The organism is Enterococcus sp. AAFC-DPL-5146 (genome assembly GCF_058216635.1).
Genome location: NZ_CM177103.1, coordinates 115,524 through 136,908, shown reverse-complemented (window position 1 = coordinate 136,908; position 21,385 = coordinate 115,524). Strand labels below are relative to the sequence as shown.

At 36.3% G+C, this 21,385-nt stretch carries 17 protein-coding genes; 6 read left to right on the top strand and 11 right to left on the bottom strand.

All coding sequences use genetic code 11. The features are described 5' to 3' along the window. Positions 1 to 22 precede the first annotated feature (22 nt). The 3 genes from pgmB (at position 23) to AC4BB2_RS00525 (ending at position 3,813) form a co-directional block, all read left to right on the top strand. The gene (gene pgmB, locus AC4BB2_RS00535) at positions 23 to 664 is read left to right on the top strand and encodes a beta-phosphoglucomutase (RefSeq protein WP_490473525.1); all 642 of its coding nucleotides are present in this window, start codon (positions 23 to 25) and stop codon (positions 662 to 664) included. A gap of 354 nt (positions 665 to 1,018) precedes the next feature. Next, positions 1,019 to 2,782, top strand: a complete 1,764-nt coding sequence (locus AC4BB2_RS00530) for a SpaH/EbpB family LPXTG-anchored major pilin (protein WP_490473524.1) — start codon at positions 1,019 to 1,021, stop codon at positions 2,780 to 2,782. 98 nt (positions 2,783 to 2,880) lie between these two features. Further along, a complete protein-coding gene (locus tag AC4BB2_RS00525; RefSeq protein ID WP_490473523.1) occupies positions 2,881 to 3,813 on the top strand; it encodes a class C sortase in 933 nt (310 codons plus the stop codon). Between the two features lie 160 nt (positions 3,814 to 3,973). Here the strand turns inward: AC4BB2_RS00525 and nagA are convergent, their stop codons facing one another. From nagA to AC4BB2_RS00485, 8 genes are all read right to left on the bottom strand, one after another. After that, the gene (nagA, locus tag AC4BB2_RS00520) at positions 3,974 to 5,122 is read right to left on the bottom strand and encodes an N-acetylglucosamine-6-phosphate deacetylase (protein WP_490473522.1); all 1,149 of its coding nucleotides are present in this window, start codon (positions 5,120 to 5,122) and stop codon (positions 3,974 to 3,976) included. Next, positions 5,119 to 5,889: a DeoR/GlpR family DNA-binding transcription regulator gene (locus AC4BB2_RS00515; RefSeq protein WP_490473521.1), complete on the bottom strand. Its 771-nt coding sequence runs from the start codon at positions 5,887 to 5,889 to the stop codon at positions 5,119 to 5,121. Before AC4BB2_RS00515 ends, nagA begins: the two co-directional genes overlap by 4 nt. Positions 5,890 to 6,075: 186 nt before the next feature. Then, positions 6,076 to 7,248, bottom strand: a complete 1,173-nt coding sequence (locus tag AC4BB2_RS00510) for an AbiH family protein (protein ID WP_490473520.1) — start codon at positions 7,246 to 7,248, stop codon at positions 6,076 to 6,078. Positions 7,249 to 7,512: 264 nt separating this feature from the next. Continuing rightward, a complete protein-coding gene (locus AC4BB2_RS00505) occupies positions 7,513 to 8,943 on the bottom strand; it encodes an amidohydrolase (RefSeq protein ID WP_490473519.1) in 1,431 nt (476 codons plus the stop codon). A gap of 65 nt (positions 8,944 to 9,008) precedes the next feature. After that, complete coding sequence (gene sdaAA / locus AC4BB2_RS00500; protein ID WP_490473518.1) at positions 9,009 to 9,884, bottom strand: L-serine ammonia-lyase, iron-sulfur-dependent, subunit alpha; 876 nt, start codon at positions 9,882 to 9,884, stop codon at positions 9,009 to 9,011. 20 nt (positions 9,885 to 9,904) lie between these two features. Next, complete coding sequence (gene sdaAB / locus AC4BB2_RS00495) at positions 9,905 to 10,567, bottom strand: L-serine ammonia-lyase, iron-sulfur-dependent subunit beta (protein ID WP_490473517.1); 663 nt, start codon at positions 10,565 to 10,567, stop codon at positions 9,905 to 9,907. Next, positions 10,567 to 11,766 (bottom strand): MFS transporter, encoded by a 1,200-nt coding sequence (locus AC4BB2_RS00490; protein WP_490473516.1) that lies wholly within the window; start codon positions 11,764 to 11,766, stop codon positions 10,567 to 10,569. The genes sdaAB and AC4BB2_RS00490 overlap by 1 nt, the downstream gene beginning before the upstream one ends. Positions 11,767 to 11,948: 182 nt before the next feature. After that, on the bottom strand, positions 11,949 to 12,212 hold the full coding sequence (locus AC4BB2_RS00485; protein WP_490473515.1) for a hypothetical protein: 264 nt from the start codon (positions 12,210 to 12,212) through the stop codon (positions 11,949 to 11,951). A 264-nt stretch (positions 12,213 to 12,476) separates the two neighbouring features. Here AC4BB2_RS00485 and bla point away from each other — a divergent pair, with 264 nt between their 5' ends. Further along, complete coding sequence (gene bla, locus AC4BB2_RS00480) at positions 12,477 to 13,391, top strand: class A beta-lactamase (RefSeq protein ID WP_490473514.1); 915 nt, start codon at positions 12,477 to 12,479, stop codon at positions 13,389 to 13,391. A gap of 74 nt (positions 13,392 to 13,465) precedes the next feature. Here the strand turns inward: bla and AC4BB2_RS00475 are convergent, their stop codons facing one another. After that, entirely contained in the window at positions 13,466 to 15,820 is a 2,355-nt protein-coding gene (locus AC4BB2_RS00475; protein ID WP_490473513.1) for a helix-turn-helix domain-containing protein, read from the bottom strand. A gap of 465 nt (positions 15,821 to 16,285) precedes the next feature. On the opposite strand from AC4BB2_RS00475, the gene AC4BB2_RS00470 reads away from it, so the two are divergent. After that, positions 16,286 to 17,677 carry a glycoside hydrolase family 1 protein gene (locus AC4BB2_RS00470; protein WP_490473512.1) on the top strand — a complete coding sequence of 464 codons (1,392 nt, stop codon included), beginning with the start codon at positions 16,286 to 16,288 and terminating at the stop codon, positions 17,675 to 17,677. Positions 17,678 to 17,692: 15 nt separating this feature from the next. Then, complete coding sequence (gene celB / locus AC4BB2_RS00465; RefSeq protein ID WP_490473511.1) at positions 17,693 to 19,039, top strand: PTS cellobiose transporter subunit IIC; 1,347 nt, start codon at positions 17,693 to 17,695, stop codon at positions 19,037 to 19,039. A 76-nt stretch (positions 19,040 to 19,115) separates the two neighbouring features. On the opposite strand, the gene AC4BB2_RS00460 is transcribed toward celB, so the two are convergent. Both AC4BB2_RS00460 and rsxC read right to left on the bottom strand, forming a co-directional pair. Then, on the bottom strand, positions 19,116 to 20,069 hold the full coding sequence (locus tag AC4BB2_RS00460) for an RnfABCDGE type electron transport complex subunit D (protein WP_490473510.1): 954 nt from the start codon (positions 20,067 to 20,069) through the stop codon (positions 19,116 to 19,118). Next, entirely contained in the window at positions 20,069 to 21,358 is a 1,290-nt protein-coding gene (gene rsxC, locus AC4BB2_RS00455) for an electron transport complex subunit RsxC (RefSeq protein WP_490473509.1), read from the bottom strand. The genes AC4BB2_RS00460 and rsxC overlap by 1 nt, the downstream gene beginning before the upstream one ends. Positions 21,359 to 21,385 lie beyond the last annotated feature (27 nt).

The following is a 21,385-nucleotide window of genomic DNA, read 5'->3' as shown; positions in this document are numbered from 1 at the left end:
AATAAGAGACAGGAGTATTCTCATGACAAAAGGATTTGTATTTGATTTAGATGGCGTTATTACTGATACGGCTAAGTTCCATTACATCGCCTGGAAAGATTTAGCAAAAAGCTTAGGTATTACAATCGATGAAGCATTCAATGAAACATTAAAAGGAATCAGCCGTATGGATTCTTTAGACAAAATTTTAGCTTATGGACAACGAGAAAATGATTTTACTTTAGCAGAAAAAGAAGCCTTAGCTCAAAAGAAAAACGATGAATATGTGAAACTTCTGTCAGATCTTTCTGAAAAAGACTTATTGCCTGGCGTTCATGACTTTCTAGTTCAAGCAAAAGAGCGCAACATTCAATGTTCAATCGCTTCAGCTTCAAAAAATGCTCCAATGATTTTAGCAAAATTAGGTGTTCTTAGCTTCTTTGGACATATCGTTGATCCAGAAACGCTAAAGAAAGGGAAACCGGATCCAGAAATTTTTATAAAAGCCGCTGAAAGTATCCATGTTGATCCAAAAGATGCAGTAGGCTTTGAAGATGCACAAGCAGGCATTGATGGCATTAAAGCAGCTGGAATGTATGCTGTAGGAATTTCTTCAACAGAGACATTAAAAGGTGCTGACTTACAAGTTGCCTCAATGACTGAACTAAATGTGGATCAATTTTAAAACCGGAGTACCTAAACGCTCGTTCTAAGATTCTCAATTTATTTTACCTATATTTAAATAGTCCAACTACGTTCAAGACCTAACGCCAAACATTAGGTCTTGAACTTTTTTTAATTGCTGTGCTTTTCATATGATCCAATTTTAATTCACTAGCTACATAAAACGAAATTTCATACTTCTAATACAATCTACATTTCATTTAGATTTTAATTAAAACCAACAAAAACAAGCTTTTTAACTCTAAAATAAAAATATATTACTTTTTATTTTCAAAAAACAAATATAAATGATAAAGTTATGTTATGAATTTAAAATAATTCATAGTATGAACGAACAGAAAGGAGAATGTTACAAATGTTAAAGAGACGTTTAAGGAGTTTTTGGTCGTTGCTTATGATTTTTGTTTTGATGGTACCTCTCGGTTTTTCTTTACTCAGTAGTCAGGCTGAAGCAGTTACGGAAAAACCGAAAGAAGGAAAATTGTTTATTCACAAGTTAAAGTTTGGCGGAGCGCTGGATTTACCGTCTATTGCGGGAGATGGAGCTCAGTTAAGTGAATTACCTTCTGGAGCGGTACCTTCTCCCGATGTTGAATTTGCAGTCGTTTCACTAAAAAGAAGTAGATTAAGCGCCAGTCCCAGTCAGGCTGAAGCCATCGCTTATTACAATTCAGTAAAAAACAACCCGAATATTCCTCAAACCACTGGTAAAACGAATGCTGCCGGTATTTTCGAGACTAAAACATTACCTGCAGATAAATATTTGGTTGTAGAGTTAACTTCTGAATTAGGTGCAACAAAAATTGCTGCCCCAGTTGTTGTTTCGCTCCCTACCATGAACTCAGATGGAGCTACTTGGAATGATGAAGTTCATATTTATACCAAAAATGCAGTAACTCTGGGTGCTGCGAAAACACAAAAATTAACGGAAGATAATCAACCATTGATCGGTGCAACATTTTCTCTTTATAAAAAGGGACTTACTGGTCAACCTGACAATTTAGTTCAAGCTAATTTAGTCTCTCATGGCGATGGATATACAGATATCGTTGGTAACTTAGTCGTTGGGGATTATTACTTTATTGAAACAAATGCCCCAGATAATTTCTTATTAAACGGTAGAAAAGTTGATTTCTCAATCAAACCTGAAAATCATGCTTATGATGAAAGCGGTACATTAGATGAAGCTAAAGTAGTTTCAACTAATTTACTTAACTATCTAAAACCAACATTATCAGGTGAGCGATTAACTGACGAAAGTACCGATATCGGTCAAACAGTTACATGGAAAATTACAACAGATGTACCAAAAAACATCACAGAGTATACTAAGTACGTTATTACTAGTACTTTAGAATCACATTTGACGTACATTGGCAATATAACAGTCACACTTGATGGTGTTGTAGTAAATCCTTCACACTATAAAGTAGTTGAATCAGGCGGTGTGATAACAATCATCTTTATTGACGAACTGTTCCCAGGAGCAACGGATCAATTGGTTAATGGAAAACAGCTAATCATTACATTTGAGACAGTCATCAATCATACAGCTATACCGGGTACGCCTATTTCTAATGACTCTATATTGACTGTAAATAACGGTTACGTGGATGCTACCTCCACTCACCCAAAGGCACCAACAGTTGAAACAGGTGGGCGCAAGTTCTTGAAAGTAAACGCTTCTCAAAAACCATTAGCGGATGCAGAATTTCTTATTTACAAAAATGCCAATGGTAAAGGACAGGATGGGTACAAAGGACCTCTTTACCTGAAAAGAAATAATGATAAAACTATTACTTGGACAAAAGAAAAGAACGATGCAACCATTCTTACTTCTGACCAAGATGGTAAGTTTGAAGCCTATGGATTAGGTTATGGCTCATATTTACTAGAAGAAACGAAAGCACCAAGCGGATATAATCTATTAACAGAAGACAAAAAATTCACTATCGATAAGAAAAGTTACTCTGATGAAGCTCAGTTAGTGATTGTGAATACAAATGCACCGACAATTCCCATTACTGGGTCAATCGGGACCATCCTATTTTTTGTTCTAGGTCTAATTCTAATGGGATTAGCATTCCTATTTTACAGAAAAAAGTATAGTCATGCCTAATTGATTTAATTCAGATAAAAAGAAAGCGTGGGGATTCATTTCTCATGCTTTTCTGTCTATTGTTGTAAACAGAGAATGTCTTGAAGGTAGGGAAGAAAATGAGGAAAACACAGCCAAAAAAAAAGAAGGGAAAAAATACAGGTATCAACATCATTATGGGCATTATTTTCCTTGCTGGTTTTCTTATATTTTCCTACCCGATCCTAAGTAATTTATATGCGAATTTTTACCATACTCGAGTGATTGATACCTATCAAAAAGAAGTTAATAAAAAATCGCGTGATGAAAAAATGAAGTTAGTTAAAGATATGATGAATTACAATAAAGATATGGTGACTGGCGGCGAACTAGTAGGTGCAGATCCTTTTGACAATAAAGAGAACGAACCAAAGAAAAAAGACAAAAAACATAGAGTGATTGATGCACTAGAAAATAAACTAGGTGAAGTGTTAGGATACATCACCATTCCGGAAATAAATGCTAAGCTGCCTCTTTACAGCGGTGCCTCTGATTTACAATTACAAAAAGGAATCGGTGTACTAGCAGGAACATCCTTACCTATCGGCGGCAAAAGTACCCATAGTGTTCTTACAGGACATCGTGGACTCCCAAGTTCAAAGCTTTTTTCAGATCTTCCTGAATTAAAAAAAGGAGATACTTTTTTCATTGATATTATAGATGAAACCCATGAGTATAAAATCAATCAAATCAAAACAGTTTTACCAGAAGATATCACTGATTTAAAAGTAGTTCCTGAAAAAGACTATATTACACTACTTACCTGTACACCTTACATGGTAAATACTCACCGCCTCCTTGTCAGAGGTGAACGAATTCCACTGGAAAAGAAAGTAAAGGAGAAAAAGATGCCAAACTGGTGCTGTTACTTAAATACCGTTCTCCTAATCATCATCATCCTGCTTATTTTATTATTCTGGCGTTACGTACACAAAATGAATAAAGAACAAAAGAAACGAGAAGAACAACGACTAAAACGGAAGAAGAATAAAAAAATCCGTACAAAAGAATGACGCATTTCTACCTAAAAAATCACTCACTCACGTTTCCAAAATACCATATGGTTACGTAAGTGAGTGATTCTTTTTTATGCAAAATTATGGATATAACATACTGGTAGAAGACTTGTAGATTGAATAAATAGCTATCTTTACTGACTAATGCGTAAGATCGTTATTTCTTTATTTGTCCCTTTAAAATTTTCTTCACTACACCAAATTCCTTGTCCAAAAGAACTAAATCAGCATCGTATCCTACTTCAATTTTTCCTAATTTCTTTTCTCCTAAAATTACAGCTGGAGTCGTTGAGCCCATTTTAATTGCATCGTTTAACGGAATTCCCATTTCCACACTAAGTTTAAGTGCTTCATTCATCGTAACCGTACTAGATGCCAATGTACCGTCTTTTAATCTAGAAACACCTTTATCTACAGTAACTTGATGTCCACCGAATTCATAAGAGCCATCACCCACACCCATTGCTTGCAACGCATCCGTAATCAAAACAACATTATCTGCCCCTTTAATTTTATGCAATAAGCGTACGATTCCTGGATGTAAATGAATGCCATCAACGATTGCCTGAACACTGACCGCATCATTTTCAAGAGCCGCTACAACCAGTCCTGGCGCCCGATGGTGGATTGGCGGCATTGCATTAAAACAATGGGTAATGTGTGTTGCACCCTTTTGAAAAGCAACTTGCGCCTCTTCATAGGTTGCATCAGAATGGGCAATTGCAACAACAACGTTTTTTTCTTTTAAGAAGGTAATCAGTTCCAGACATCCTGGTAATTCTGGTGCGACTGTCACCATTTTAATTAAATCACCTGCACGTTCAAAAATTAGTTCCATTTCTTTTAAGTCTGGATTTCTCAGATACTTCGGATCTTGCATACCTTTTCTTTTTACATTTAGATATGGCCCTTCCAGATGAATACCTAAAATTTTGGCTCCTTCTTCATGACCAATCACTTCTTTGGTTCGATCAATCATGACTAACAAATCCTCCAAAGAAGAAGTTACAGATGTCACTAAAAATCCTGTACAGCCAGTTTCTAAACATTTTTTAGAAACTTCTTGAATACTTTTAGTAGTGCCATCCATCATATCAAAATTATTGGCGCCATGGATGTGGACATCAATCATTCCGGGAATTAACAATTGGTTGTGACCATCGATGTGTTGATCGATAGTTCCATCGGAAAATGACTGTATTTTTGCTGATTCTATCGCTAAGATTGTGTTATTTTCTATTAGGATATCTACTAATTCTATGCTAGTTTCATTACTTATGGTTACGTTTTGAATGAGTGTTTTCATTTTTTTCCACCTTCTACAAGAATGATTTTTACTTTGTCTTTTTGTAATTGTTCGGTGATTGTTTCTGGTAATGGTTTCTCTGTAATCAGCATATCAATTTTTGAAAAATCTAATTTAAAGTTGGTTGTATTTCTAACTTTAGAACTGTCTAGTAGGACACAAGTTCGTTTAGCGTTTTTGATGATAGTTTGTTTTAATTCTATATCTTCTAACTCAGAGTAAAATAAGCCCGTTTCATTGATACCTGATGCACCGATAAAAGCAATGTCAAAATAGAAATTGGCCAATTGAGCAATCATTGATGTCCCGTGGAGCAAATGAGAGTTAGGATTGAAGTAGCCGCCTAGCAGAAAGACCTCTTGTTGAGTATTGACTTCTGTCGCCGATATAGCATTATCAATGGAGTTAGTAACAATCAGAACATTTTTTTGAGTAAGCTCTTTTGCGATAAACTGAACCGTCGTTGAAACATCCAGCCAAACCGTTTGGTCATCAGCCATTTCGTTGACAGCTTTACGAGCGATTTGGATTTTTTCTTGGCTGTTTACAACTAGACGTTTGGAATAGGCTTCGATTTTGGTTTTGATGATCGGTAAGGCAATGCCGCCGCGATATCTTTCAGCTAATCCTTCATTGACGATCAATAAAATATCTCGACGGATACTGTCTTTGGATATTTGGAAATAGTTCGCTAATTCTGCGGCATCTAGTTTTTCTTTTTCCTGCAGTAACTCTAAAATTTTGGCGATGCGTTCTTTTTGATTCATAGGTTACCTCCTGATTTATTTTTAGTATAACAGATAACTTACATTTTTGCATAATCATAAGTTTTAACCTATAAAAAATAAGTTTATTTAAGCTTAAACAAAAAAAAGACCTCTATATTATAGATGGTCTTTTCAAAAATTGATGCTATACAGATAACTATAGTCATTTATTTAGGAACTCTTTCGTTACTCTTTTCTTCTAAATCTGAACATTTTCCTAGAATTTAAAATAGGATGCGTCCTTCTTATTGCAGATTTCTCATGCCTATCAGTCTGAAATTTTATTCTTTCAAAGAAGGCATTCTTTAATTTATTTTGATTTCTTCTATAGCTTCTGTTGCCTACTAAAATAAAATCAGCAGGATAATTTTCATCATAAACATTGATCACAAATTGAAACGTATTAGGTTCTTGATAAAATTTGTTTCTGATCATATCCCAATAAATTTGATCGGTTTCCCCAAATGACATACCGAAAACTACAAGTAGATCAGTAGATAAAATGACATCATTCGCTGCCTTAACAGAGTCATCATTAAAGTAATCCTTAGTTGTTGGTTTGATCAATTCTTCCATATCAGAGGGATCACTAAAAAAATCATCGATACATTGTTTATCAGAATCGATTCCTAGATACATTCCATCTCTCAAGGTAGCATGTATATGTTCTTCCTTGATATTCACCATCACATTAACATTATTATTATCATTTATACGTTTAGAAGCAATAAGTTGCTGAAAAAAATCAGAAATACTTTTTTTGGCTGTATTATTAATAAGATAAGAAACTGTATCAGTGTAATTAAAATTCAAAAAATTGATATCTACATTTAAAAAATATCGCTCTTGGAAATCACGACCGATTTTTGTTCTGATATTACTAACAAAGTAATCCTCTTCAAACCCATGGAAATCAGCATACATTCCATTCAACGTTTCAGCTATCGTACCACTACAATCTGCTTCTGTTGATAATTTCTCTAACACAGATTTTTGTTTTTCCTCTAAATAACATCTAAATTCATCCTGAAATACATCTAAATCCTCTACAAATTTTTCAGGAAGCTCTTTTTCATCTATTATCATTCCAATTATTTCTTGACTCTCAGAATCTGAAATATCAAAAGCTAATTTTTTTAAATTTGATTCTATAGTCTCTTGATTGTCGCTATATGTAGTTAAAATTCCAAGCATACGTTCGAAATCAGACCATTTTTTTATGTCTTTATTTATTATTTTGGTAAATATATTATCTTGTAACAAGTCATTTTCCTGTAAATACATATAAAAAGAGTTGTATGAAGATTCCATACCTAAACTTACATCAAATCCATTGCCTATCATAAATGTAATATTCATTTGCCCCTCCAAAAAGTTATTGTAGTTTTTATATGCTCTATTCAGTATATCAAAATATACATATAGATGTATATTACAATCTAAATATATTCAATTGCGTTCTTTTAAAAATATACAGACAAATTTATATTATCTAGTAACTCCTCCAGTTCTTAAATTGGATACTTGGTAGATAGGAATATGTCTTTTTGAAAATGGAACTCATACTAACTTAAAAAGCCCTGACATCAACTAATATCAGAGCTTTTTCTATCACTTTTTTTATCATTTCGGCATAACATCAGCCGGAATAGCAGATTGATATTTTTTGCCGCCCACCGTTGCTTGATGTTCTGCTTTTGCTTGTGCAACAAGCTCAGGATTTTTTAGTAAGTCATAGGCTGTGGTTGCAATTGTTTTTCCTGCAGCCAATAATCCTTTATGTGCCACAGAAGATTTACCATTTGCTACCCATTGCCATGAATGAGGCGGTGTTCCTTGTGGCTCACAGCCTACCAACACTTGAGCGGTTGGACAAACCCAACTAACATCGCCCACATCTGTTGATCCAGAAGTTGCTTCTGAGAAAACTAATGGACTGATTTGATCTAGGATTGGCATAGTTCCAAGACGCTTAATTTCTTCTTCACTTGCGGTTGGATTGCTTTGTCTTGCTCTAGTCATTACGCTAGCTTTTGTTGCTTCACTTAAGCTGTCATAATATCTTTGGCTATATTCTTGGTCTTCTTTTGTTAGGTTTAAGTTGCCGAATTCTTTAAAGTTTTCATACATTGCTGTTGTCACTGCACGGTTTGGCAAGTAGTTAGCACAGGCAGAATCGAATACGATTTCTAGCTCTGTTTCAGTCATCAAGGCCGCACCTTCTGCGATTTTATTAACACGTTTGTAGATTTCTTCTGCTTGTTCTAATTTTGGCGCGCGGATAAAGTAATATAAACTTGCAGTCGGTTGAACGACATTCGCTGACTCTCCACCTGCATCCATAAAAGCATAATGAACACGACCTTCATCAATGATATGCTCACGTAAAAATTGTACCCCAATGTTCATCAATTCTGCTGCATCCAACGCACTTCGTCCTTGTTCAGGAGCTGCCGCCGCATGAGCAGAAACGCCTTTAAAGTTATAATAAATTTGATAAACAGCTAAACTACTCAATCCCCATGCTGAACTTGTATCCATTGGATGCCATGAAAGGGCGACATCTAAGCAATCAAAAACACCGTCTCTCGCCATGAAGGCTTTACCATAGCCACTTTCTTCTGCTGGGCAACCAAATAATTTAATTGTGCCTGTTAAATTTTCTTGCGCCATTAAATCTTTGATTCCTACAGCACCTGCTAAAGCACCTGTCCCTAATAGATTGTGCCCGCAACCATGGCCATTTCCGCCATCATGTTCCGCTTTTTGTTCACCTAAATCAGCCACTTGACTTAAGTTTCCTAATGCATCATATTCTGCTAAAATCCCGATAACTGGGTTACCGCTTCCGTATGTAGCAACAAAAGAATGCTCCATGTTAGCAACACCTTTTTCGATTGAGAATCCTTCTTTTTCTAAGATTTCTAGAAACGGTTTAACAGATTCTACCGTGGCAAATCTGGTTTCTGGTGTTCCCCAAATACGATCTGCCGCAGCGATAAATTGGTCTTTTTTTGCATCAATCAACTGTGAAATTTGTTGTTTTGCATCCATTCTTAGCGCTCCCTTTCTAGGTTGTATCTAATATTTTTTTATTATTGATTCATCTTTCTTATAGTCTACCTGTCGATTCCAAATAATTCTTTGGCAATTCTTTTTCCAGTTTTTGTACCTGCCAATCCACCAATCCCAGTTTCACGAATATCAGCGGGCATACTTCTTCCTACCCGATACATGGTTTCTACTACCTCATCTGCTGGGATCTCACTTTCGATTCCTGCTAAAGCCATTTCTGCTGCACTGATGGCATTTGATGTACCTCCTGCATTTCTTTTGATACAGGGAATTTCGACCAATCCTGCAACTGGATCACAAGCTAAACCAATCAAGTTACTTAGAGCAATCGCAAAGGCATGACTTGCTTGTTCTGGTGTACCTCCTGCCATCTCCACTAAAGCCGCTGCAGCCATTCCTGATGCCGAACCGATTTCAGCCTGACAACCACCTTCCGCGCCAGAAATCATAGCATTGTTGGCTGTTACAAAACCAAAAGCTGCTGCAGTAAATAAAAAGTGCAACATTTCTTCACGGGTTGAGGCAAACTTTTCACTGAAAGCCAGCAAAACCCCTGGTACAACACCTGCTGAACCTGCTGTTGGGGTAGCACAAATCATGCCCATTGCAGCATTCACTTCATTTGTTGCAACTGCATAACATAAGGCTTTGACAAAAGTATTATCTGTCAGCACGCGTTTTCCATCCAAGTATGCTTGTAATTTCCTTGCATCATATCCAGTTAAACCAGAATGGGAACGAACACCCTGAACCCCTTTAGCAGCTGCTGCTTCCATCGTTTCTAAATTCAACAGCATTTGGTTCATAATCTCTGCTCTACTGCGTCCAGAAGTTTCGATTTCCTGAGTAATCATGACCTCAGATATTTTGCATTGGTTTTCTTTTGCTCGTTGTACGAGCTCTTCAATTGATTCAAACAAAAAATTCACGTCCTCTAATTTTAACCAGTCGTCGGCAAGACTGCTGTTATTCCCCTTATTTCTCTGATTTTTGCTACTAACTTTTGACTAATATCACTGACTGTTTCAACAAAGAAAATTGTCTCTTTGTTCAACTGTTGAATCTGTATAAATACTGGGCTTTCTAAAGCATCTTCAACAGCTGACATCGTCACTTTCGGCTGATCTGTGGTAAAAACCAATCCATTGCCTTGGTTTTGATTCAATAGCGTTGAATGATGATTGATCTCAGTCAACTGAATACTGCCGCCTCCAATTGAAATCGCCGTTAAGTTTAGTTTTTCTTGTTCATCAATCAATTCTAGATTCACTGTATTCGCATGTTCTGTTTCTTTGGTACTAACTAAAAATTCGATTACAACTCCTTGCTGCTCTGCAATTTTAATCGCATCCGGAATTCGTTCATCATGTGTTTCAAATCCTAAAACCCCTGCAACAATCGCAACGGCAGTCCCATGACCTTTATAAGTTTCAGCAAATGAGCCGAAAAAAGTCACGATCAATTTTTTAGGAGTATGTTTATAGAGTTCTCTTGCCATATTGCCGATCCTGACCGCTCCAGCTGTATGTGAGCTGGAAGGACCGACCATGATTGGGCCAATGATATCAAAGGCGCTTTTATATTTAAATTTTTTGTCTGACATTACGCTTCTTTTTTCACTCCTAATACACAAAGTCCGCACAACAAACTTGCTGCTGCCATGAAACCAAAGGCTAATGTAAATGAACCTCCGGCTGCTTTAATCAATTGTCCTAAAATCAATGGTGCAAAGAACCCGCCTAATGTGCCGCCAGTATTAATGATTCCAATAGAAGAGCCGATAATCGATGGGTCCATGATTTTATGGGGCCATGTAAAGATTGCTGTAAAGGCACTGACTGAAACCATACTTACTGCAATTAAACAAATCATTGATAAAACTAGATTATTTGATGCCACAAAAGCGAGAACTAACATCGCTGCTAAAACAGTCGCACTGATGATAAACACACGCTCTTTGCCTAAAAATAATTTCGATAGTAACGCTCCTGCAAACATTGTTGCAGCTGTTTGGAAAACTGCATTGACTGCTAATAAGTAACCAATCGTTTTAATATTGATCGCAAATTTTTGAGCTAAGTAGCTTGGTAGCCATGACATGTTTCCATATAGTAAAAAATTCAGTAACATCATTGCTACAAACAAAACTAATACATTGCGATTCGTGATTACTTGACTAAATTTGATTGCAGGCTTACTTCCTTGACCCGACTTAGCACTAACTGATTGACTTGGAACAAACACAGCAACCAGAACTAGCGAAACCGCAAACAATGATCCTAACGCTAAGTAACCATAACGCCAATTAGCATTGATTAAATTCGTTCCTAAGGTAAAAGCTAAAATCCCGCCAATACCTGATGTTGAAAGAATCAATGACTGAATAAAGGTTCTGCGTTCTTGGGGAAAATTATCAGCAATTGATTTTGAACAACTTGGCGGATAACCACCATGACCGATCCCAGCAAAAAAGCGGATAACCATAAATAACATCAAACTACTAACTGCCCCAAAGGCAAATGAAAAAATTGAAATAATTGCTAGTGACAACATTAATACCTTTTTTGCTCCGATTTTATCTGCTAACCAACCACCAGGAATCTGCATCATTGAATATCCTAGGAAAAAGAACGACATAATCATCCCTGTTTGACCTGCATCCAAATTAAATTCTTTTGCAATTGGCAAAACTGCTGTAGAAATCATGCTTTTATCCATGTAAATCATTGAATAACCTGCCATTAAGGCAAAAATCAATCCCACACTACTCTTGTTTGTTGTTTTTTCAACTTGTGTCTCCATTTTTTTCCTCCATCGTTCAAATATAAGAAAACGTTTACTTTAAACTTATTATATAAAATTATCTAGAATTAAAAGTTACTATAATTGCCACACACAGTCTTAATATTTTAAATATAGAAAAAAATAAAAAAAGAACGCAAAAAGGACTAGTACATTTTTGCGTTTTTTTTTATTCAACTGATTCATTTTCTTTTAACTTCACCTGAACGACGTTCGTTGATTTCATTCTCTTCAGAAAGATTTTTCTGCTGTTGAGCAACATCATATACGCGCGTCATTCGATCTTGATTCATACCACCGGCTCCAGTATCAACCATTGAACCCCAACCTTTTTTAGTAGGATTTTTCCCTTTTGCACGTAATTGATCATTTTTTTCTCTAATTCTTTTGTGCTTTTTTCTTCGTTGATCATCAAAAAAGTCTGACATTCTATCGACTATTTTCAAAATATCCCCCCTACTTTGATCGCTCCAGATGGCAGCTAACTGATAATATAATTTTAGCTTATTATGAAAGCACTTTTCCGTCAATGATCTCTTCATATTTCTTCTTTTATTTTCGCTAACACGCATGTACTGACATTATCTATTTGAATTTATCTGGAACTCTTGACCTTGATTTAGATAGTCTATTTCTTTGATGAATCTTAATAAAATTAGACAGGAATCAAGTGTATAATAAAAAGACAATGCATAAGGAGGTCTATTTATTTGAAAAAGAATAACCTATTGATTTTAGGAATCGTTTTAGTGGGTGTCATTGGTGCTACTTTTGCTTTCAAGGAACACGTAAGCATCGCTCATAATAAAAGTGAGTCAACTTCGGGTGATCTTAAAAAATCAACGAACTCTTCTTTTCAAAAAATTGAACAAGAATTTGATGCAACATTAGGTGTTTATGGAATCAATACTGAAAACAATCAAGTGGTGGCCTATAAAGAAAATGAACGTTTCGCATATGCATCCACTCATAAGGCTTTGATAGGGGGAATAATACTCAGGGACTTTTCTTGGGAAGAATTATCTAAAAATATTATGATTACAGAAAATGACCTTGTTAGCTATTCACCGATTACAGAAAAATATGTCGGCGTTGGCATGCCTTTAAGAGAACTAATTAGCGCCGCCATTCAATATAGTGATAATACTGCAGGTAATTTTTTATTTAAACAATTGGGAGGTCCTAAAAATTTCCAGTCAAAACTAGAGAGCTTAGGAGACTCCGTAACTAATTCTTCACGAATCGAACCGGACTTGAATGAAGCTGTACCTGGAGATATCAGAGATACGAGCACACCAAAAGCTTTTGCTCAAAATTTCGAAAAGTTGACACTTGGTTCTGAACTGCCAGATGATAAGTTAGCTTTTTTTAAAAAACAATTAATCGGGAATGCTACTGGAGATAACTTGATTCGTGCAGGTGTTCCAACTGATGTTATCGTTGGAGATAAATCAGGCGCTGCTTCATATGGCACTCGAAATGATATTGCTGTCTTATATCCACCTCACAAAAAACCGATTATTTTAGTTGTTTTCTCTAAAAAAGAACAACAAGACAGTCAATACAAGGATGAATTAATTTCAAAAACTGCTAAAGTGGTTAGTGATTATTTTGATCTGTCGTAATGTAGATTCGCAAGATTACCAAAAAATGGGTGAGACAAACTTGATTCTTCGTTTGCCTTACCCATGTTTATACTTCAGTATAAAGGTTGAAACAAGTACAACTGACAAGCATTCAAGGTCAATGTTGCTTCCAACTCATAACCAAAAGAATCAATCTGTTCTTTCTTAAGTTCAAATTTCGGTACAATCTTTTGCTCCAAATATTTCTGCAGCTCATGATCTAACTCCGCTTGACCGCCAACTCTGATCCAATCATTATAAATCCCGCCATGATCTTTATCCAAGACATACTCACGAATCAAATAATTCCCCACAGGCAGCTCGCTTAAATGAACTCTAACTTTTTTTGTCTGATACTGGACTTGAAACGTATCGACTGAATAAAGCGGATTTAGATAGCTAGAATTATAAAGCAAAAGCTGATACTGCCCTTGATTTCGCGTTAAAATATACCCATCTCCACTGGCAAGTAGTTCTCCTTTTAAATGATTTAAAAAACGCAGTGAAAAAAAGAGGGGACGTCGTAACTCTTCATAAAGAAAAACTGATAAACTGCTGTCTTCTCTTGTATGTGTCTGTCGTTCTTTTACTTTGATATTCAACCAAAAAGCAATGCCTGTCACTTCTTTTGACAATTCTACAATCGATTCCAAAATCAATGCCGAACGGAAAAAAGTTCCTGAAAAGGTATTTCCTTCGCCAACTAAAGTATTCCAGTCTGTTAAAAATAATTCCGGTGTCCAATCTGAAAATGCAAGATTCTCTTTTGCTTGATTCATGACGATCACTGATTTTACTCGATTTAAAATATCTTGCTGATACTGTTTAAACCGTAACGCATGTTCCTCTTTAATCAAAGGTGACGCATAAGGGTCTGCATGAAAACTAATAAAATCCGGTAGGCAATGTTGCTCTCTTTGCTCATGAATAAATGCTTGGTATTGCTGATACTCTTTATCATCTAACGAACGCAGCGACATCAATCCTACCTTGGAATTAGGGATCATTTGTTTCAACTTACGATAAAAATAATGATAGCCCCAACGGCTTCCTTCATTCCACATACCACTTGTTTTAGGCAACGACCATTGAAAATACCACTGATTTACTTCACCTCTCCCGTAACGATTCAGAAAATGACGAATGATCTTCAACTGCTTGTCACACCAGAGCTGCACTTCTTCTTTTTCAACATAACTTTCTGGCAAATAAAGCTGAATCATCGGTTTCAATTGAATCTTCACTAAAAAGTCGAACCATTGATTATTTAAAATATACTCAGATACCAATAAAACGTCATTTTCAAAATTAGTCTCTTCACAAAAACCTTCAAATTGAACAAAATCAAACGCTAGATCTTTTTGCAAAATACATAACTCACGTTGAACGCCGTTAGCCAAGCCTTCTCTGGCTGGTCCAATTTTTATAATTTTTTTACTTCCTTGATAGTCGGATTGCTGTTCTTTAGGTAAGCTCAATTTGAGTTGTTGCTCGATTGCAGCGTTCTCATCTTCAATATCTTTTTCCACTAGATACTTCGCTAGCTCTTGTAAAGCAGCACCGCCAGTTATTTCTTGATAATCTGGGTTTCCTGAGGTTTCTTTTATATGTGGATTTTCCAGAGAATAAGTTTTACGAAAATTTGCAGGTGTTAGTCCATATTTTTTTTTGAAAACTTGGTGAAAATTTTTAGTTGTTGAAAAGCCGTTGTTCAAAGCAACTTTGATTACAGATTGAGACGTCAAAACTAAACTTTCCGCTGCATGCATCAAACGGATTTGGTTTAAGTATTCGGTAAATGTAACACCTAACTGTTTTTTGAAAGAACGAGATAAATGATAATAAGATATCCCGCTTTTTTCCGCAAGTGATTCCAATGAAATAGGTTGATCATAATTCTTTTGAATTTCATCCAATAGTTGGCTCATTCGATCATCCGCAAAATCCGTACTAAATTGAGGACTAGGCACTACATCTTTTTTAAATTCTTTGGCTAAATAGTTAAGTACAGTAAATAAGTGCTGATAAATCTCTAATTCTGTTTCCTCATTTTGTTTAAAATAAGCGGCCATTAAATGTACAAGCGCTTCACGTAATTGCTGAAATTTCCCTTCATCTTTCGCCTGTGTGTCTGTTGTTGAACAATCAATATATGGCAGCCAATTTTCTTTAAAATGTGCGATTGGCGGTGTTCTAGAGATACGTAAAGACAGTAGCAAATTCTTATCTTCACTTTTCACTTGATACTGTTGACGGGGATTGATGACTAATAAATCATCTGCATTCAACTGGTATTCTTTTTCCCCAACGGTGACAGTCATACTGCCGCTAAGCATAAGAAACAGCGTGAAATAATCACTAATTTGCGGCGGTGCATAACTAATTTTCATCAATGACAGGTGAAATGGAATTTGTTTGGATTCTACCATATACTTGACCCTCCCTACTTCTTTCAAGCTTATTTAACAAAATATAGCATCAAATCCTTGCTGAAACAAGTTGTCTTTTTATCACGAAAAAAAACTCTCTCAAATATTGAATAAAAAAGGTATACTAAAAGAGAGGTTGGGACAGAAGCATTTAACTCCGAGAAATAAGAGGGAAGTAACGAAAATTGCTTTTCAAATTTTTGTAAATGTCAACTTATTTCCGAACCCTTCAAATCTTAGTGTTTTAGCACTTAGAATTTAACGTGATCGAAGCGAAGGCCTTTAACTCTAGCATGTTTCCTGTGTGGAAGTTAATGAGATCGAAACGAAGTGTAGTATAGTAGTTGCTTCTGCTCCCACCGTTTATTCGGATTCCTTAAGGCTAGGATACAACGCGCAGAGTCATGTCCTAACCTCAGGAATTCTTCTAAAATTACTAACAAAAAAGATAGATCGGAGAGACCAATGACACATACATTTCCAGAAAATTTCCTATGGGGCGCATCGATTTCCGCCCATCAAACAGAAGGTGCTTATCAAAGCGACGGCAAAGGCTTAAGTGTACAAGATACACGGCAAAGAGATAATCATGAGATTGCTGATTTTACGGTGGCAGTCGATCATTATCACCATTACAAAGAAGATATTCGTTTATTAGCTGAAATGGGCATTAAAGTTTTCCGCTTTTCTATCGCTTGGACAAGAATTTTTCCAAACGGGCGTGGAGAAATTAACCAAAAAGGCCTGCAACACTACAATTCTGTAATCGATGAATTGTTAAAATATGATATTCAGCCCTATATCACATTGAACCACTTTGATTTACCTCAAGCCTTAGAAGACGAAGGTGGCTGGAGTGTTCGCAGTACCGTAGATGCCTTTAAACATTATGCTGAAACAGTTTTTGAAGCCTACGGAGACCGAGCAAAGCACTGGCTGACAATAAACGAACCCAACATCATGCTTTTAGTGGATAAAAAAATCCTAGGAAAAGAAATTCCCCTACAGGAAAAATACCAACAGTTTCATCACCTAATGATTGCTGAAAAGTATGCATTTAAACGTTGCCATGAATTGATTGAAGGTGGACAAATTGGACCTGTACCAAATATTTCTCTTGTTTATCCAGCAACTAGCAAGCCTTTAGATAATCAAGCAGCTCTCTATTTTAATAGTGTTCGTAACTGGGCATATCTAGATTTTTCTTGTTTTGGCCGTTATAATGCTGTCTTTAAAGATTATTTAACACGCAATAACATTACCATTGATTTTGCGCAAGAAGATAAAGAATTGATGGAAAACTACTTTCCAGATTTTGTTGCCATGAATTTTTATACCACTGTGACTGTAGAAAAACCAACTGAAAAAGACGGTATGGCTAACGGTATTAGTGATCAGCAAAGCGAAGATATTATGGAATGGGGCTTTTATAAAGGTTTTACTAATCCTTATTTGCAGAAAAATGAATTCAATTGGACAATCGATCCTGACGGGTTAAAAACGACGTTACAAACACTTTATGATCGTTATCACTTACCGATTATTATTACCGAAAATGGCTTAGGAGCAAAAGATGAATTAACAGCTGATGGTAAAATCCACGATACTTATCGGATCAACTATTTGGAACAACATATTACCCAATGTTTACAAGCAATTGAAGCTGGTGTGGACTTGATCGGTTACAGTCCTTGGTCAGCCATTGATCTGGTCAGCGTCCATGAAGGAATCAGTAAACGTTATGGTTTTATTTATGTGGACCGAACAGAACATGACGAAAAAAAATTAGCCAGATATAGAAAAGACAGCTTTTATTGGTATCAAAAATTAATTGAAACCAATCAACTGCCCTCATAAGAAAAGGAGACAACAATGAACAAGTTATTTACATTTTTAGAAACAAAACTGATGCCACCGTTGAATAAAGTTGCGAACCTGCGTTTTATTCGTGCCATCATGCAAGCCGGGATCATTACGGTGCCCTTCACAATTGTGGGTTCGATTTTCCTGATCATCAATAATCTACCTCAAATTATTCCGCCATTAGCACCCTTTTTTGAGAATACGATTTTGAAGTTTGCGCCTATTTATAGCGTAGCTACCACTATGTCCATTGGCTCAATTGCCATTTTTTACTGTTTAGCTACAGCCTATTATTTAACCGATATTTATCGAAAAGAAGAAAATGATGGGTTGAGTAGTTTTGTAGGTGCCATCTTGGGGTTATTTGCCTTTTTAATGACGATTGTCCAAACAGATATAACCGATGGCGGAGCAAAACTGATTCAATCTGAAAGCGAAACGTCAATTGTTTACAATGGTGTGGCTGTGGGTAGTTGGATTACTCGATTTAGTGGTGTGGGTATTTTTATTGGAATTATTACTGCTGTAATTGCTACCCAAATTTATCGTTTTTGTGTGAAAAAAAATATTACGATTCGAATGCCTGAAGGGGTTCCTGATGGTGTAAGTAAAGCTTTTGCTTCATTGATTCCTGCTATTTTCATTACTTTTGTGATGCTATTTATTAATACGATTTTAGCTATTTTCCATACTGACTTGCATGGATTATTGTCAAAACCTTTTGAGTTTGTAAAAGAGTTAACTGGTTCTTGGTTGGGAATCATTGTGATTATGTTGTTGATTCATTTACTTTGGGCAGTCGGAGTACACGGGACAGCGGTGATTAAAAATAGTTTTATCAATCCGATTTTATTAGTAGCATTGACTGAAAATGTGAATGGCGGAACCAATATTTTTGCCGGTGATTTTATTAATATGTATATCTTTATTGGTGGTGCCGGTAGTACACTTGGTTTGGTTTTACTGATGATTTTTGTTGCAAAATCGGATCAGCTTAAGGTACTTGGTAAAGCCGCGGTGCTGCCTGGTTTGTTTAATATCAATGAACCAGTAATTTTCGGGGCGCCGATTGTTTATAATCCTTATTTAATCATTCCCTTTATTGTAACGCCTTTGATTAATGTAACGATTGCTTACTTTGCTTCTTCGCTTGGTTTCGTAAATAAGGTAACTACGGGGATTCCTTGGATTTCTCCAGTGGGGATTGGTGCGTTTCTTGGAACTGGTGGGGATTTCCGAGCGGTGTTGATTGCGTTTATTAATTTGGCCGTTTCGGTTGTTTGTTATTATCCATTTTTCAAGATGTATGATGGGAAATTGTATGGAGAACAAATCGCAACTGTAGAGAAAAGTTAACACTAAACTGCCGTTTAAATCTTAAGGAGACCAGAATAAAACGAAAAACTCGTTTTGTTCTGGTCTCCATTTTACATTACTCCCCATAAATCTTTGATACTGTGTACTTATTAATAAACGGTGTCAGTAAGTTCATAACTAAAATCGCCACACCGATTCCACCAGGCAAGTCCAAGCTGATTCTCAAAACTACAGCTAACACTCCACACCCGATCGCAAAGATGTACTTCCCTTTGTCCGTCAAAGGTGAAGTCGTATAATCCGTCACCATAAATACTGCGGCAAAAATCAACGCTCCACTCAATAAATGTGCATTAGCAAAGGCAAAATTAAATGAACTATACAGCAAAATCGCAATATAAAATGAGCCCAATGTAAGAACTGGAATCAACGGATTGATGATTTTACGTGCAATTAAATAAATCGCCGATAAAAGCAACGCAAATTTACAGGTTTCTCCAATAGGTCCGCCTAATCCGATCCCCATAAACAATTCCAATAAATCAGGCGTTGTAGGGGACACGTCTCTGGCAAAGTTTCCTAAATCAGCTAATGGTGTCGCTGTTGCTACAACATCAGGTTGCGGTGTAACCCAATTTGTGATCCATGGTGAGAAAAATAGTTTCAGCAACACACGCGCTGCTACAGCTGGATTTAACCAATTTCTACCTATACCGCCAGTAAATTGTTTCACGACAATAATCGCAATCACATCTCCTACAAGTAATGTCCATAAAGGAGCTGTCACAGGTAATGACAAAGCTAACAGCCAACCGGTGATAACTGCGCTGTAATCATTTATCGTCACTTTTTTATGAAAAATTTTTTGAAAAGAAAATTCTAGCCCCACACAAGCAACGATGCTGACCAAAACCATCACTAAAGATTGCCAACCAAAAAAGTACGTTGCTGCAATTGTCGGAAAGATTAAGGCAATCAACACTTGCTGCATGATCCACTGTGATGTCCATTTTTCTCTAATATGAGGTCCCATAAAAGGTCCTGTGCTTTTATATTCTGTATTTATCATCATCGACTCTCCAATACTTTTTGCTTCGCGGCTCGGATATCTCCTAAGATATCGATTTTTGACGGACAAATATAAGAACAAGCCCCACAATCGATACAATTTAACACACCTAATCGCTGAGTTTCTTCAATATTTCCTGCTCGATAAGCATTACTGATGGAAATCGGTTGTAAATTTACTGGACAAACATTCACACATTCTGAACAGCGAATACAATTTTGTTCTTCTGGAATATTGGCTTCCTCTTTATTTAAAGCAAGGATCAAAGAGGTTGTTTTGGTTACCGGCTCATCTAGTGTTTGGATCACTTTCCCCATCATCGGTCCGCCATTGATCATTTTCATTGGACTTTCAGTAAAACCGCCGCATGCTTCAATTACATGCTCAATTGGTGTTCCGATTCTAACTCGAAGGTTTTGCGGATGTTTGATTGGTGTCCCAGAAATAGTTACTATACGATCCACTAACGGACGATTTTCTTTTATTGCTTGAAATGTTGCCAATACAGTAGAAACATTCATGATTCCAACATTTAGATCAATCGGTAGTTTCCCTACAGGAAGTTCTTTTCCTAGTACCGCTTTAATTACAATCTTTTCAGCGCCTTGAGGATAATAATTAGGCAATATCTTTAGCTTGATTCGCTCATTATCGATTTTTTCTTCTAGTTTTCCCACAGCTTCTTCTGATGAACTTTCTATTGCGATGACACATTGCTTGATTGATAACATCTCTTGAAGCAAACTGATTCCTTCAAGAAAATCGTTCATTTGTTCGATGATGATTCTTCTATCTGCTGTAACAAAAGGTTCACACTCTACAGCGTTTATAATCAACGTTTCAATCTGCTGATGTTCTTTCAATAAAAATTTTACATCTGTTGGAAAACCAGCTCCGCCCATTCCGACAATTCCATTATTTCGGATCATTTCAACTAAATTTTCATTCCCAACTTGCGGGATTTCATATGTATCTTTGAAGTCATTTTTGATGACAACGACTGTCACTTCACCATTTCCGATGATTCGTTGTTCGATTTTCTCAACAATTCCAGAAACCGAACTATGTATGTTGGCAGAAATCAAGCCATCTTTTTCCCCTACCAGTGTACCTATTCTCACTTCTTGCCCCACTGAAACAACGACTTTTGCTGGTTTACCAATATGCATATTCATTGGTAAAATGATAGATTTAGGCGCGCTTAGGTCTTTGATTGTTTCTAGTTTTGTTAACCATTTATTTTTTGTGACCATTACTCCGCCAAGTTTTCTTTTTATTCTAAAAAGCATTAATTTTCCTTCCTCCTAATCAAATTT